Consider the following 13,041-nt stretch of genomic DNA (forward strand, 5'->3'; position numbering starts at 1 on the left):
AGAACGCATGCAGCCACGCCTGGATCAGCCCCGCGCTGCCTGCAGCAGATCGCGGGTCTTCATCGCTTCGCGCCGCGCGGCCTGGGCGTAGTCCGCGCTGCTGGAGGCATAGAGGATCGCGCGGGAGGAATTCACGGCGATCAGGCCATCCTTCGTCCGGCCAGCCTTGACCGTGGCCACCGCATCACCACCTTGCGCCCCCACGCCAGGAATCAGCAAGGGCAAGCTAGGCGCGAGCTGGCGCACGCGGGCGATTTCTTCGGGGTAGGTCGCGCCGACCACCAGGCCGAGCTGGCCGTTCAGGTTCCAGGGCCCTTGCGCCAATGCCGCCACATGCTCGTAGAGACGCGGCTGCCCCGGCAAGTCGACCAGGCGCTGGTTCTGCAGATCGTCGCCGCCAGGGTTGGAAGTGCGACAGAGCAGGAAGGCGCCCTTGCCTTCGTACTTCAGGTAGGGCTGCACCGAATCCCAGCCCATGAAGGGCGAGAGGGTCACGGCGTCGGCGTCGTAGCGTTCAAAGGCTTCGCGGGCGTACTGCTCGGCGGTGGCACCGATGTCGCCGCGCTTGGCATCGAGGATGACGGGCACCTGCGGCGCGTTGGCGCGCATGTGGGCCATGAGTTTTTCAAGCTGGTCCTCGGCGCGATGCGCAGCGAAGTAGGCGATCTGCGGCTTGAAGGCGATGGCCAGATCGGCCGTGGCGTCGACGATGGCGGCGCAAAAGTCGTAGATCTTGCAGGGGTCACCCTGGAGGGCGCCAGGAAAGCGCGAGGGCTCCGGGTCCAGCCCCACGCAGAGCATGGACCGATTGCGGGCCTCGGCCGCGCGCAGCATGTCGATGAAAGTCATGCCCGCGATTGTATGAACCAGCACCGAGCCGGCTCTCGCAGCCTGACCGCCGTGAAGGGCGAGCAAGGCCGGTGGCGCCGCATGCCCCCGACTGAGGGGCGACGCAGCGGCGGAGCGGCGCTTTGGTGTTGGCTTTGCCGTTGGTTTTGGTCAGGGCGCTTCAAGCCGCCAGTGGCGCGGCGGCAGGCGCCAGCGCGGCCGTGCCCGCACGCTCGGCCGCGAGGATGCGGTCGATGATCTTGCGCGACTGCACGCCGCCGGCGTCGATGTTGAGCATCAGCAGCTGACGCTCGGGCCAAGCCAGCAGGTTCTTCTGCTGGCGCTCCAGCATTTCCAGATCCTCGGCAAAGATCTTGCCCTGGCCCTGACGGATGGTGTTGGTCAGCTCGGCGTCCTGCGGCTTGAACTTGCGCGCCATGCCCCAGAAGTAGTGGATGGAGGTTTCGGTCTCGGGCGTGATGAAGTCCACCACCACGCTGTAGGCCTTCTTGTCATTGGGCGCGTCGTAGCCGCCATGGCCTTGCAGGGCCACGCCCACCTCGATCATCACGTGGCTGGGCGGCGAAAAGCGGCAGATCTGCCAGCGGTCCACCGGCTGGTCATCCGGCAGGCCATTGGCGCGCAAGGCCATCTTCCAGAAGGGCGGGGCTTCGATGCCACTCATGAAGCGGCTGGTGACGACGGTGTCGTCCTCGACCGTGGTCTTGCAGGGCGTTTCGTCGATTTCCTTCTGCCCGATGGAGGTGCTGTGCACATAGGTCTCGTGCGTCAGGTCCATCAGGTTGTCGATCATCAGGCGGTAGTCGCAGGCGATGTGGTACAGACCGCCGCCGTAGGCCCACTCGGGGTGGTCGAAAAATTCCAGCACGGGCAACTTCGCCTCGTCGGCCAACGCCGCCTCGCCCGTCCAAACCCAGACGAAGCCATAGCGCTCGGCGACGGGAAAGCTCTTGATGGCGGGAAAACCGCGCACGCGCTGACCGGGCATGGAGACGGTCTTGCCATCGCAGCCCATCACCAAGCCGTGGTAGCCGCAGGTCAGCTGGCCGTCACAGACATGCCCCAGGGACAAGGGCGCGCCACGGTGCGGACAGAAATCCTGCACGGCCACCATCTTGCCCGCGGCATCGCGGTAGAAGGCAATGCGCTCGCCACAGACCATGCGGCCCAGCGGCTTGTCCGCGCCGATTTCCTGGCTGGAAGCGGCGACGTACCAGGTGTTCTTGGGGAAGGTGCTGACAGTGGACATGGCGTACTCCTAGGTCGGGCTCAGGCTGAACAAAGCACGGTGGATGGCGTCGCAAGGCGGCGTCGCATCATGAATCCGTATACTGAATGAAAGGTATTTTAGGACGCCTTGCCGCTCGCGGCCAGTCACTGCGGCAGTCTGACTTCCTGGTGTTTACCCTCGATCAACGGCGACTCGAATCGCCAGTGAGCGATCACTCTAGAGAATCGCGCTGATCGTGGAGATCGACGAATTTGCGCAGCAGGCGGATGAATTCGTGCTGTTCGTCCTTGGACAAAGCGCTCATCAGGCTGTCCCAGTGGGCGGTTGTGCCCGTGAGCAATTCGGCCAAGACGCTCTCGCCCTCGGGCGTGAGCACCAGGCTGCGCTGGCGCCGGGGCAGCACTTCGCGCGAAATCCAGCCCTTGGTTTCCAGGCGCGCGGCGATGTCGGCCGTGGTGGAGGTGTCCAGCGCCACCTTGTCGGCCAGCGTCACTTGGTCAATGCCTGGCGTTTCCTGCAAGGTGCGCAGGATGGCGTACTGCACCGGCGTGACGTGGCGGCCATGCACTTCGTGGAACCGCGCCACGGCGATTTGCTGGGCCCGGCGGATCAGGTGACCTGGCTCATCGTAGAGGCGCAACTCGGTCGCGGACACGGTGTTCTCGGCGTTCATCATGTCCCTGTCCTGTTCATCCGTCGTGTTGATGCGCTGCGTCATGCAGTCCATTATCAGGCGCTGCTGTCCATCATCAAAGACTGTGCCAAACATAAATCATCCCAGGCCTTGGCCTTGTCCTGGGGGGTGCGCAGCAGGTAAGCCGGGTGATAGCTGACGACGACGGGCACGCCCTCGTAGCGGTACACCTGGCCGCGCAAGCGACCCAGCGGCAGCGTGGCCACGTCCGGCACGCTGTGCTGGAGCAGGGATTGCACCGCGAAGCGTCCCAGGGCCAGGATGATGCGGGGCTGCAACAGCGCGACCTGTCGGCGCAGATAGGGCTCGCACTGCAGCACTTCCTCGGGGGCGGGGTTGCGGTTGCCCGGCGGCCGGCACTTGAGCACGTTGGCGATGTAGACCGATTGGGCTTCATCGTCCGAGGTGCGCGAGCGGCCCAGGGTCTTGAGCATGTTGTCCAGCAGCTTCCCGGCTTGGCCGACGAAGGGTTCACCTTGGAGGTCTTCGTTCTCGCCCGGCGCCTCGCCCACGATCAGCCAGCGCGCCTGCCGCTGGCCGACGCCGAAGACCGTGTTCTTGCGGCTCTTGCACAGACCGCAGGCTTGGCAGCCCGCGACGGCGGCTTCCAGATCGTCCCAGCCCATGGCGGCAATGTCCGCGGGCAAGTCGCGCGACGGAGCAACGGCGGCACGGTCGGAAACCATGGCGACCGGCACGGGCACCTGGGTGGGCGGCACCCGAGGCGCCGCAGGCCTTGGTGCGGCCTGCCCCTCGCGGCTGCCCTCGGGCAAGTTCTGAAACGGGGGCGCCGGCGCTGTTTCCGGCGCAGACACAGCGTCCCTGGGCGCCCAGACCCGGACTCCCATCTCCTCCAGCATGGCGCGCTGACGTGCATCCAGTTCCATGGCCCGCATCCTACAGAGGTGCTTGCGCGTGATCGCGCGGTGCGGGCGCGACAGCGGCCAAGGACAGGCTCATCACCAGGGCATCCTCGCGGCGGCCATGCCCGTCGGGGTAGTAGTCCTTGCGCAGTCCCATGCGCCGGTAGCCCTGTGCCTCGTAGACCTGGATCGCGCGCTGATTGCTCGCACGCACTTCGAGCCAGAGCGTTTCCAGGGGGGGCTGCGCGGGCACGCCGCGCGCCCAGAGCACCAGGGCGTCGAGCATCAAGCGGGCCCAGCCGTGTCCCCGGTGTTCTGGCGCGACGGTGATGTTGAGCAAGTGCGCCTCGGCAACGCCCTGCATGACGATGTAATACCCCAGCACGGTCTGCGCACTCGCCTCACCCGCAACCAGCACACGCATGTGGTAGCCCGCGCGCAAACCGTCCAGAAAATTCCCGCGCGTCCAGGGGTGCGAATAAGCACGCTGCTCGATGTGCAGCACCGCATCCAGGCGCGTGGCGTCCAGCGGTTCGAGGCGAACCTCGGCGGCCGGGTCCAAGAACGGGGGGGGCGTCGCGGCGCGCATGCGGTTTCGCTCAACGCGTCGACGACTGCTGCGCCATGCGCTCCCGCAAGCGCTCCTCGGTGGTCTTCGCCACCTTGTCGCGCACGTACTGCGGCAAGGCGTCCTCGGCCCGCACGGCACCGCCTTGGGCCAGCAGCGCGGGTGCAAGACGCAGCATCGCCGTGGCCAAAGGCAGGGCAGACCAGCGCGGAACCGAGGCGGGCCAAGCCAGGCGCTCGCCGTAGGCCGCGAACACGTTGCCGGCCAGTGCGTCACCCTGCCAGGCGGGCAGCGCCTCGGGGGCATGCAGGGCAAAGGGGGCTTGCCGCTGCCACTGGCCATCGGCGTACCGATAGGGCGCGGCGTACAGCTCGTCCATGCGGGCGTCGAGCAGGGCCAACACGCGCAAGGTCTGGGCCTGCGGCGCATGGCGCGCCCGGGCCTCTTCCACCAGCGTCAGCAGGCTGTCGACGGGAAGGACGGGCACGCTGGCACCATAGGCCAGGCCCTGGGCCACGGCGCAGGCCGTGCGCAAGCCCGTGAAGGCGCCTGGGCCACTGCCGAAGGCGATGGCATCCAGTTCGGCATAACGCAGACCGGCCTGGGCCATCAGGTTGTCGATCGCCGGGATCAGCGCCACGGAAGCCTGGGCCGCGCCCGCGCCCTGGTGCTGCCAGACCTGGCCATCGCGCGTGAGGGCCACGGAAAGCTGGTCGGTGGTGGTGTCGAGCGCGAGGAGTTTCATCAGACGGCGTTTCTTCGGGGCACCAATTATCGGCGCTGGCTTCAGGCACCGTGCCTTGCCCTAAACTTTCCCGCATGCTGTGTCTCCCCCGTTCCCTCGCTCTGCCGGTCCTGGCCCTGGCCGCCGCCCTCACGCACGGCATCGCCGCCGCTGAATTACCCACTCCCGTCGCGCAGGCACTGGCGCGCGCCAAGATCCCCGCCAGCGCGCTGGGCATCGTGGTCGAGGAAGCGGGCGCCTCGCCCCGCGCCAAGTCCCTGCTGCGCCACCGGGCCGAAGCACCCATGAACCCGGCCAGCGTGATGAAGCTGGTCACCACCACCGCTGCGCTGGAACTGCTGGGGCCGAACTGGAAGTGGCGCACCCCGGTCTATGTGGACGGCGTCATCCGCGAGGGCACGCTGCAAGGTGATCTCTATATCGAGGGCCGGGGAGATCCCAAGCTGGTGGCCGAACGCCTGTGGCTGCTGCTGCGCCGGGTGCAGGGCCTGGGCATCTCGCGCATCAACGGCGACATCGTGCTCGACGATGGCCTGTTCGAGGCCGTGCCGCACGACCCGGGCGAGTTCGACGGCGAGCCCCTACGGCCCTACAACGCGGCCCCGAACGCGTTGCTGCTGAACTTCAAGTCCGTGCTCATGACCTTCACACCCGACCGCGCGACGGGCGTGGCGCGCCTGCACGTGGAGCCCCCGCTGGCCGGCGTGGCCTGGCCGGCCACCGTACCCCTCTCGCAGGAACGCTGCGGCGACTGGCGCGGTGGCCTGCAAGCCAATTTCGCCCAGACCGGTTTTGGGCGGGCCGAGGGTTCGACCCCGGTCCAGCCCCGCTTCGGGGGCCGCTATCCCGCCGCCTGCGAAGAAAAAATCTGGCCCCTGGCCTGGCCCGACCCGGAGGGCTACAACGCCCGGGCCATCGCGGGCATGTGGCAGGCCATCGGCGGCACGCTGCGCGGCCAGGTCCGCGCGGGCCGCGTGCCCGAAGCTCTGCGCGACAGCAGCCGGGGCCCGGTCTTCGCGCTCGAGTCCCCGCCCCTGGCCGAGGTGGTGCGCGACATCAACAAGTACAGCAACAACGTGATGACGCAGCAGCTCTTCCTCACCTTGAGCCTGGAGCAGGCGGCAGCGCCTCCCGAGTCCGGCACGGCGAGCGCGCCGCCCCCGCAAGGCACGCTGGCCGCCTCCCGCGCCTTGCTGCAGGACTGGTGGCGCGAACGCCTGGCCGTGAAAGGGCAGATGGACGAAGGCGCGCCGCGCATCAGCAATGGCTCGGGTCTGTCGCGCGAGGACCGCGTGAGCCCCGCCGCGCTCGCGCGGCTGCTGCAGTACGCCTGGGATGGCCCCTTGATGCCCGAGCTGCTGACCTCCCTGCCCATCAGCGGACAGGACGGCACGCTGCGGCCGGAACGCTGGCGGGCACGGGGCTCGGCCCATCTCAAGACCGGCAGTCTGCGCGATGTGAACTCGCTCGCGGGCGTGGTGGACGCGCAGAGCGGGCGGCGCTACGTGCTGGTCGCCATCGTGAACCACCCGAACGCCGCAGCGGCCCGGCCGGCCCTGGAAGCGCTGGTGGACTGGGTGGCGCGGCAGTGAGCGCGGTGCAAGCCGGGAGACCGGCGCCACCTCGGGCCTGTTCACACTGATGGCCGGAGTGCGAACGGGCCCTGAGTCCATGGACCAAAGCCCCGCCGCATGCTGCCACCTTCGCCGTGGGCTTGGGGCGCCTTCGGTCGCTCAAGTCAGGCCACTCAGCAACGCCCGTGCTCAGCCCGCCAGCGCGCCGGGTGCTGCGCAGGTGGGCTCTCGCGGGTCTCGGCCCACAGTCCCCGCCCCGCAGCCCGGGCCTCGCTCTGAGCATGGGCATAGGCTTGCCGCGCGGAGGGCGAGGCATGGTGCCGGTCCAGGCTCCAAGCCCACCCCTCGGCCACCAGCTCCCGATTGACCTCCCGTCCGGCCAAGAGCACATACGCCACCACGCGGTCATAACTCCGGGTGCCATCGGTGCGCAGCTGCACGACCCGGCCCTGCACCTTGTCGGCCAGCGCATGGCGGGCCGCTTCGCCGTAAGGCTGGGGCGGGGTGCGGCAGGTGCGGCCCTGTTGCCGCCGCGTCTGCGCCAGCTCTGGGGCGTCAATGCCTTGGAGACGGATGCGCCAGCGACGCTGGTGGCGGTCCTCCACGTCCAGCGTGTCGCCGTCCAGCACGGCGAGCACACGCACCGGCGCCGACTGCAGCGCGAGCGCCGCTTCGGGATCGGGCGAAGGCGCGGCGTGCGCAGCACCGCCACCGAGCCAGGCCCAGGCCCAAATCGCCACCCAGAACGGCCTCCAGACCGAGCGTCCCAAGCCCCGTGCCCGAACACCTCGCCAGGCAGCAGCCTTCATCCCTCGCGAGGGTCCGCCGATGGCGCGGCGGCAGCGTCGGCCAGCTTGGCCGGACGTGCACCGAACAAGGCGGAGCCGATGCGCACCAAGGTGCTGCCCGCGGCGATGGCCGCTTCCAGGTCGGCGCTCATGCCCATGGAGAGCGTGTCGGGCAATGGGTCCGGGCCGTCCCAACCCGCACGCAAATCATCGAACAAGGTGCGCGCGCGGGCGAACACCGCTTGCATCGCCGCGGCATCGGGCTGCGGGTCGGGAATGCACATGAGGCCGCGCAGGCGCAAGCGAGGCAGCCGCCGCACCGCCAGCACCAGTTCGGACAGTTCGTGCGGCGCGATGCCCGCCTTGGTCGGCCCGCCATCGACGTTGACCTGCAGGCAGATCTGCAAGGGCGGCAGCTCGGCGGGGCGTTGCTCGGACAGGCGCTGCGCGATCTTGAAGCGATCCACCGTCTGCGCCCAGGCGAAATGCTCGGCCACGGGCCGGGTCTTGTTGCTCTGGATGGGGCCAATGCAATGCCATTCCAGAGGCAGATCGGCCAGCGCCGCTGTTTTTGCGACCGCCTCTTGGATGTAGTTCTCGCCGAACGCGGTCAAACCCGCCTGGTGCGCGGCGCGAACGGCCTCGGGGCCAAAGGTCTTGGAAACCGCCAGCAAGCGCACGCTGGCGGGATCACGGCCCGCCGCGTCGCAGGCGGCGTTGATGCGCGCCTGAACCGCCCGCAGGGCGGAACTGAAAGCTGAATTGTCGAACGATGAATCAGACATGGAAGACCGCGTACTCCGGCCCATAATTGTCCCGCATCGCGGCCCAGCGCGCGCACTCCGTCCCCGGATTGAACGCGGCCACACGGCGCCGTGGTTCCCACCTCTCATGGACATCACCACCCTGTTGAGCCTGTGCCTGGCGCAGGACGCATCGGATTTGCACCTGTCCGCTGGCTTGCCCCCCATGCTGCGGGTGCACGGAGAGATGCGCCGCATCGAGCAGATGGGCACCTTGAGCCATCAGGGCATTGCCGCCATGCTGGGCACGGTGATGAGCGAACCCCAATCACGACGGTATGCGCAGACGATGGAGTGTGACTTTGCCTGTGCCCTCCCCGACCTCGGACGCTACCGCGTCAACGCTTTCCAGACCCAGCGTGGCGCCGCCGCGGTGTTCCGCGCGATTCCCGCGCAAATCAGAACCTTGGCTCAGCTGGGCGCACCGCCCCTGTTTGCCGAGTTGACGCAGCGCTCGCGCGGCTTGGTGCTGGTGACCGGCCCCACGGGCTCGGGCAAATCCACCACCCTGGCCGCGATGGTGCGGCATCTCAACGAGACGCAGGCCCGGCACATCCTGACCGTGGAAGACCCCATTGAATTCGTCCATGAGCCCGCTTGCAGTCTGATCAACCAGCGCGAGGTGGGCGCGCACACGCAGTCCTTCGCCAACGCCTTGCGCTCGGCCCTGCGCGAAGACCCGGACGTGATTCTGGTGGGCGAAATGCGTGATCTGGAAACCATCCGGCTCGCTCTCACCGCCGCCGAGACCGGGCACCTGGTGCTGGGCACCCTGCACACCGGCAGCGCGCCCAAGGCGATTGATCGCATCATCGATGTGTTTCCCGCTGGGGAGAAAGAGCTCGCGCGCGCCATGCTGTCGGAATCCTTGCAAGCGGTGATCACCCAGGTGCTGTGCCGCACGGCGAGCGCCAGCACGACAGGTCGGGTGGCGGCTTACGAAATCATGACGGGCACACCGGCGATCCGCCATTTGATCCGCGAAGGCAAGGTGGCCCAGATGCATTCCAGCTTGCAAACGGGTGCGGCCGCGGGCATGCGGACGCTGGACCAGCACCTGAGCGAGCTGCGGCGGCGCGGGCTCATCGATGAGGCGGAGGTTCGCCGCCACGCGCGGCAAATGGAAAGCCTGAGCGCTTGAGGCGCCCTTGGCGGCAAACCTTCAAACGCAATCGGACAGATTCCCCGTTGGCAAAGGCGGCAGCTGCGTGTCGCCAGCCGCAACGCGGCCTGCGTGGTTTGCGGTCAGGGAGCCGCAGTCCTTTTGCGGCCGGGATTCTCCAGGGCCAGGCGCTCTTCCTCGCTGATGATCTCGAACAGGCGAACCACCTTCTGCACCCCCGAGGTACGGCGCGCGATGTCGGTGGCGCGGTCGGCTTCGCGCTCCGTCACCCGGCCCATGAGGTAGACAATGCCGCGTTCGGTCACGACCTTGACCACATGGGCGTTCAGATCGGGAGAATCCACCATGCTGGTCTTGACGCGCATCGTGACGCCCACGTCCGAAGACTGTTGCGTCAGCGTGGAATGGCCGAGCACGGCCAGTTCATTGATGATGTTGCGCACATTGTCCAGGCTGGCGATCACCTGCTGGGCAATTTGGCGGTCCTGTTCACTCAAGACCTCGCCCGTCAACAGCACCTGGCGGTTGTAGCTGACGATGTTCACGTGGGCCCGGTCACCCAGCCGTTGCTTCAGGCGTGACATGCCCTCGGTCTCGATGCTTTCGTCGTCCAGTTGCGTGCCGGTGGTGCGCCGGTCCAGCACGGACAGGCCCGTGGCGACCACGATGCCCCCCACGATCATGGGAGCACATCCGCTCATGGCCAAGAGGCTCAGACTGCAGGCCAGGCCCAGACAGAGGGCGCGCAGGCCAGCGAAACGAGAGATAAAACGGTGCTTGCTCACGCCTTGTTTTCCTGTTCGCCCAACAATTGATGATCCACGCAATCACAGATGCAATGCAGGGTCAGCAAATGCACTTCCTGAATGCGTGCGGTGCGCTCGTGCGGAACGCAGATGTGCACATCGGTTTCACGCAGCAGGGCGTTCATTTTGCCGCCCCCCTTGCCCGTCAACGCGACCACGGTCATGTCGCGCTCATGCGCGGCCTCGATGGCGGCCATCACATTGGGCGAATCGCCGCTGGTTGAAATGGCCAGCAGCACATCCCCCGCTTGGCCCAGGGCCCGCACTTGCTTGGAAAAGACGACCTTGTAGTCGTAGTCGTTGGCGATGGCGGTCAAGATGGAGGTGTCCGTGGTCAAGGCAATCGCGCCCAGCTCAGGACGCTCACGCTCGAACCGGCCCACGAACTCCGCCGCGAAATGCTGCGCGTACGCCGCCGAACCGCCATTGCCGCAGGCCAGCACCTTGCCGCCGTTGGTCACGCAGTCCAACATCGCCTGGGCCGCGGCCGAAATGGGCTTGCTCAGTGGCTGCGCGGCCTGGTATTTCAGGTCCGCGCTGTCAATGAAGTGTTGCTCAATGCGCTGCTCAAACATGGTGGGCCGAATGATACCGGGCTTATATGGGTCCAAATGCGCCAGCGGCCATCCACCCGCGCGCCCCAAGGTCAACGGACGTTCATCCACGCGGGGCCACAGCGCCTGTCAATCCACGCTCGGGCGCCCTCGACTCATGCCTGCGCCCCCATCGGGCGCCGCTACCCTACGGAGACCGTCAAAAGCCTGCGGCGCAATCACCCAGGTCGAAGGCCGCTGGCAGCCACACCAATCGCGCCTCAGCGCCGGTGGGTGCGCCCTCGATCGCCACGACGTCAAACCGACAAGGGGGCGGAGACGGCCAGCGCAGCAGGTAATGACGGGCCGCGAGGATGATGCGTCTGCGCTTCACCAGGCCCACGCTGGCGGCCGCGCCACCGTGCCGGGCGTTGGCGCGGCGGCGCACTTCCACGAACACCAGGGTGCCGTCGGCGGTTCGCATCACGAGGTCCACCTCGCCACCCCCTCGGCCGGGCGTCCGATAATTGCGTGTCAACAGTGTCAATCCCCGTGCTTGCAAATACCGCAGGGCTTGCTGCTCCGCCTCGTCGCCGGCCTGCTTGGTCGAAGTCCGCGCACGGGTTGGGGGAGCGGGTTTGTGCATGGGCTTACCTATCCACGTTCGTGAATTCCTCTTCTTATGCCTCAGCCCTGATCGCCGCGCAAGACGCTGCGGGCACTCAGCATCTGCCGCCTGGCACGCTGTACGTGGTGGCCACGCCCATCGGCAACCTGGCCGACATCACACTGCGTGCTCTGCACTTGCTGCGCGTCGCCGATGTGGTGGCTTGCGAGGACACGCGCCACACCCAAAGCCTGCTGCGCGCCTACGGCATCGAGAAAAGCGGCGCCAGCTTGATGGCCGTGCATCAACACAACGAACAGGAAGCGGCCCAGCTGGTCATCGCGCGCCTGCGAGAGGGCCTGCGCGTGGCCTACGTCAGCGACGCGGGCACGCCCGCCGTGAGCGACCCCGGCGCGCGCTTGGTCGCGGCCGTGCGCACCGAGAGTCTGCCCGTGATGCCCTTGCCGGGCGCCAGCAGCGTCACCGCGGCATTGAGTGCGGCTGGCGCGGTCGATGAGTCAGGCGGCTTCGTCTTCGCCGGGTTTCTGCCCACCAAGACGAACGAACGTGCTCAATCCGTGCAGGCGCTGGCGTTGGAGCCGCGTGCCGTGGTGCTGCTGGAAGCGCCGCACCGTGTCGCTGCACTGGCGGGCGCGCTCGAAGTGCTGCGGGATCGCCCCCTGACCGTGGCCCGTGAGATCAGCAAGCAGTTCGAGCAGATCGTCACCTTGCCCGCCGAGGCTTTTCCAAGCTGGCTCGCGGCAGACCCGCAACGCACTCGGGGGGAATTCGTGCTGGTGCTGCATCCACTGCCACGCGCCGCGGCTGGAGAGGGCCCAGACGATGCGACGCTGCGCACGCTGGATTTGCTGCTGGCGGAACTGCCCTTGAAGACCGCCGTCAAGCTGGCGGCGGACATCACGGGGACGCCACGCAACGCGCTGTACGAAAAAGCGCTGGAACGTAAAAAACAGGAATGAAGAAACCCCGGCTCATGCGTGCTGAACGCCTGATGCCGTACCGATGATTTGGATTTGCGCGGCACATCTCATGCGGAGGGCGGCTTGCCCGTCATGCGCGTAGCCCGATCTCGCCACATGCGGAGTCCGCACGTCGAGACGCGCGGCACCGACCTCAGTGCGAGCGCATCTTGGCGCGCAAGCGCGCGATCGACTGGCTGTGCAACTGGCAGACGCGGGACTCGGTGACGCCCAGCACGGCCGCGATTTCCTTGAGGTTCATGTCCTGCTCGTAGTACATGCTCATCACGTACTGCTCGCGCTCGGGCAGGGCCTTGATGGCGTCCACCAACGAAGCACGCAGCCGCTGGTTGCGCAGCAAGGCCATGGGGTCGGACTCGCCATCGACCATGTGACGGTCGAGAAAGCCCTCTTCGTCGTCGCCGCCGCTCATGTCCTCGAGGTACACCAGCTGGGTGCCCTTGACCTTGTAGAGCAGGGCCTGGTATTCGGCCAGTTCCATGCCCAGTTCCTCGGCGATCTCGGACTCGCTGGGTGATCGGCCCAGTTGGTGTTCCAGCCGGGTCAATGCCGACTCGATTTCCTTCTGGCTCTTGCGTGAGCCGCGGCTCATCCAGTCGTTTTCGCGCAGCTCGTCGATCATCGCGCCGCGAATGCGTTGGGTGGCGAAGGTCTCAAACTGCACGCCCTGGGTCGCTTCGTACCGTGTGAGCGCTTCCGACAGGCCAATCAGCCCCACCTGGATCAGGTCATCCACCTGGATCGACGGAGGCAGCTTGGCCATCATGTGGTGCGCCAGGCGGCGCACGAGCGGCACGTACTGCCGGATCAGGGCATCGCGGTCCAGCTGGCCTTGTGCGGTGTACGTCACGGGCGA

15 protein-coding genes are annotated in these 13,041 nt (G+C 67.3%); 3 read left to right on the forward strand and 12 right to left on the reverse strand.

Features of this window, described 5'->3' with window-relative positions; genetic code table 11:
- Positions 1 to 24 precede the first annotated feature (24 nt).
- From pyrF to tsaB, 6 genes are all read right to left on the reverse strand, one after another.
- Positions 25 to 849, reverse strand: coding sequence for an orotidine-5'-phosphate decarboxylase (gene pyrF, locus HGR_RS16180; RefSeq protein ID WP_006299462.1), 825 nt, complete (start codon positions 847 to 849; stop codon positions 25 to 27).
- A 160-nt stretch (positions 850 to 1,009) separates the two neighbouring features.
- The gene (locus HGR_RS16185; RefSeq protein ID WP_006299463.1) at positions 1,010 to 2,098 is read right to left on the reverse strand and encodes an aromatic ring-hydroxylating dioxygenase subunit alpha; all 1,089 of its coding nucleotides are present in this window, start codon (positions 2,096 to 2,098) and stop codon (positions 1,010 to 1,012) included.
- Positions 2,099 to 2,291: 193 nt separating this feature from the next.
- Positions 2,292 to 2,753 (reverse strand): MarR family winged helix-turn-helix transcriptional regulator, encoded by a 462-nt coding sequence (locus tag HGR_RS16190; RefSeq protein ID WP_039853908.1) that lies wholly within the window; start codon positions 2,751 to 2,753, stop codon positions 2,292 to 2,294.
- A 56-nt stretch (positions 2,754 to 2,809) separates the two neighbouring features.
- Positions 2,810 to 3,661 carry a uracil-DNA glycosylase gene (locus HGR_RS16195; RefSeq protein ID WP_006299465.1) on the reverse strand — a complete coding sequence of 284 codons (852 nt, stop codon included), beginning with the start codon at positions 3,659 to 3,661 and terminating at the stop codon, positions 2,810 to 2,812.
- Between the two features lie 10 nt (positions 3,662 to 3,671).
- Positions 3,672 to 4,226: a ribosomal protein S18-alanine N-acetyltransferase gene (gene rimI / locus HGR_RS16200; protein ID WP_006299466.1), complete on the reverse strand. Its 555-nt coding sequence runs from the start codon at positions 4,224 to 4,226 to the stop codon at positions 3,672 to 3,674.
- A 10-nt stretch (positions 4,227 to 4,236) separates the two neighbouring features.
- Positions 4,237 to 4,950, reverse strand: a complete 714-nt coding sequence (gene tsaB, locus HGR_RS16205) for a tRNA (adenosine(37)-N6)-threonylcarbamoyltransferase complex dimerization subunit type 1 TsaB (protein WP_006299467.1) — start codon at positions 4,948 to 4,950, stop codon at positions 4,237 to 4,239.
- A 74-nt stretch (positions 4,951 to 5,024) separates the two neighbouring features.
- On the opposite strand from tsaB, the gene dacB reads away from it, so the two are divergent.
- Positions 5,025 to 6,542 carry a D-alanyl-D-alanine carboxypeptidase/D-alanyl-D-alanine endopeptidase gene (gene dacB, locus HGR_RS16210; RefSeq protein ID WP_006299468.1) on the forward strand — a complete coding sequence of 506 codons (1,518 nt, stop codon included), beginning with the start codon at positions 5,025 to 5,027 and terminating at the stop codon, positions 6,540 to 6,542.
- A 155-nt stretch (positions 6,543 to 6,697) separates the two neighbouring features.
- Here the strand turns inward: dacB and HGR_RS16215 are convergent, their stop codons facing one another.
- Positions 6,698 to 7,264, reverse strand: coding sequence for a thermonuclease family protein (locus tag HGR_RS16215; protein WP_006299469.1), 567 nt, complete (start codon positions 7,262 to 7,264; stop codon positions 6,698 to 6,700).
- A gap of 65 nt (positions 7,265 to 7,329) precedes the next feature.
- Entirely contained in the window at positions 7,330 to 8,097 is a 768-nt protein-coding gene (locus tag HGR_RS16220; protein WP_006299470.1) for a YggS family pyridoxal phosphate-dependent enzyme, read from the reverse strand.
- A 106-nt stretch (positions 8,098 to 8,203) separates the two neighbouring features.
- Between HGR_RS16220 and HGR_RS16225 the strand changes: the two genes are divergently transcribed.
- A complete protein-coding gene (locus HGR_RS16225) occupies positions 8,204 to 9,256 on the forward strand; it encodes a type IV pilus twitching motility protein PilT (protein WP_006299471.1) in 1,053 nt (350 codons plus the stop codon).
- Between the two features lie 104 nt (positions 9,257 to 9,360).
- Here the strand turns inward: HGR_RS16225 and HGR_RS16230 are convergent, their stop codons facing one another.
- The 3 genes from HGR_RS16230 to HGR_RS16240 all read right to left on the reverse strand — a co-directional run bounded on the left by HGR_RS16230 (position 9,361) and on the right by HGR_RS16240 (position 11,223).
- On the reverse strand, positions 9,361 to 10,023 hold the full coding sequence (locus tag HGR_RS16230; protein ID WP_006299472.1) for a BON domain-containing protein: 663 nt from the start codon (positions 10,021 to 10,023) through the stop codon (positions 9,361 to 9,363).
- Positions 10,020 to 10,619 (reverse strand): phosphoheptose isomerase, encoded by a 600-nt coding sequence (locus HGR_RS16235; RefSeq protein WP_006299473.1) that lies wholly within the window; start codon positions 10,617 to 10,619, stop codon positions 10,020 to 10,022. The genes HGR_RS16230 and HGR_RS16235 overlap by 4 nt, the downstream gene beginning before the upstream one ends.
- A 178-nt stretch (positions 10,620 to 10,797) precedes the next feature.
- Positions 10,798 to 11,223 carry a YraN family protein gene (locus HGR_RS16240; protein WP_006299474.1) on the reverse strand — a complete coding sequence of 142 codons (426 nt, stop codon included), beginning with the start codon at positions 11,221 to 11,223 and terminating at the stop codon, positions 10,798 to 10,800.
- A gap of 20 nt (positions 11,224 to 11,243) precedes the next feature.
- On the opposite strand from HGR_RS16240, the gene rsmI reads away from it, so the two are divergent.
- Positions 11,244 to 12,164 (forward strand): 16S rRNA (cytidine(1402)-2'-O)-methyltransferase, encoded by a 921-nt coding sequence (gene rsmI / locus HGR_RS16245; RefSeq protein ID WP_006299475.1) that lies wholly within the window; start codon positions 11,244 to 11,246, stop codon positions 12,162 to 12,164.
- A gap of 154 nt (positions 12,165 to 12,318) precedes the next feature.
- On the opposite strand, the gene HGR_RS16250 is transcribed toward rsmI, so the two are convergent.
- On the reverse strand, positions 12,319 to 13,035 hold the full coding sequence (locus HGR_RS16250; RefSeq protein ID WP_039853916.1) for an RNA polymerase sigma factor FliA: 717 nt from the start codon (positions 13,033 to 13,035) through the stop codon (positions 12,319 to 12,321).
- Positions 13,036 to 13,041: the final 6 nt, after the last annotated feature.

Origin of the sequence: Hylemonella gracilis ATCC 19624 (genome assembly GCF_000211835.1) — a bacterium.
GTDB classification, from domain to species: Bacteria; Pseudomonadota; Gammaproteobacteria; order Burkholderiales; family Burkholderiaceae_C; genus Hylemonella; species Hylemonella gracilis.

What these genes read in the sequence shown, in the direction of transcription:
- pyrF (WP_006299462.1), bottom strand. Translation starts at nt 849, where the DNA reads ATGACTTTCATCGACATGCTGCGCGCGGCCGAGGCCCGCAATCGGTCC.
- HGR_RS16185 (WP_006299463.1), bottom strand. Translation starts at nt 2,098, where the DNA reads ATGTCCACTGTCAGCACCTTCCCCAAGAACACCTGGTACGTCGCCGCT.
- HGR_RS16190 (WP_039853908.1), bottom strand. Translation starts at nt 2,753, where the DNA reads ATGAACGCCGAGAACACCGTGTCCGCGACCGAGTTGCGCCTCTACGAT.
- HGR_RS16195 (WP_006299465.1), bottom strand. Translation starts at nt 3,661, where the DNA reads ATGGAACTGGATGCACGTCAGCGCGCCATGCTGGAGGAGATGGGAGTC.
- rimI (WP_006299466.1), bottom strand. Translation starts at nt 4,226, where the DNA reads ATGCGCGCCGCGACGCCCCCCCCGTTCTTGGACCCGGCCGCCGAGGTT.
- tsaB (WP_006299467.1), bottom strand. Translation starts at nt 4,950, where the DNA reads ATGAAACTCCTCGCGCTCGACACCACCACCGACCAGCTTTCCGTGGCC.
- dacB (WP_006299468.1), top strand. Translation starts at nt 5,025, where the DNA reads ATGCTGTGTCTCCCCCGTTCCCTCGCTCTGCCGGTCCTGGCCCTGGCC.
- HGR_RS16220 (WP_006299470.1), bottom strand. Translation starts at nt 8,097, where the DNA reads ATGTCTGATTCATCGTTCGACAATTCAGCTTTCAGTTCCGCCCTGCGG.
- HGR_RS16225 (WP_006299471.1), top strand. Translation starts at nt 8,204, where the DNA reads ATGGACATCACCACCCTGTTGAGCCTGTGCCTGGCGCAGGACGCATCG.
- HGR_RS16235 (WP_006299473.1), bottom strand. Translation starts at nt 10,619, where the DNA reads ATGTTTGAGCAGCGCATTGAGCAACACTTCATTGACAGCGCGGACCTG.
- HGR_RS16240 (WP_006299474.1), bottom strand. Translation starts at nt 11,223, where the DNA reads ATGCACAAACCCGCTCCCCCAACCCGTGCGCGGACTTCGACCAAGCAG.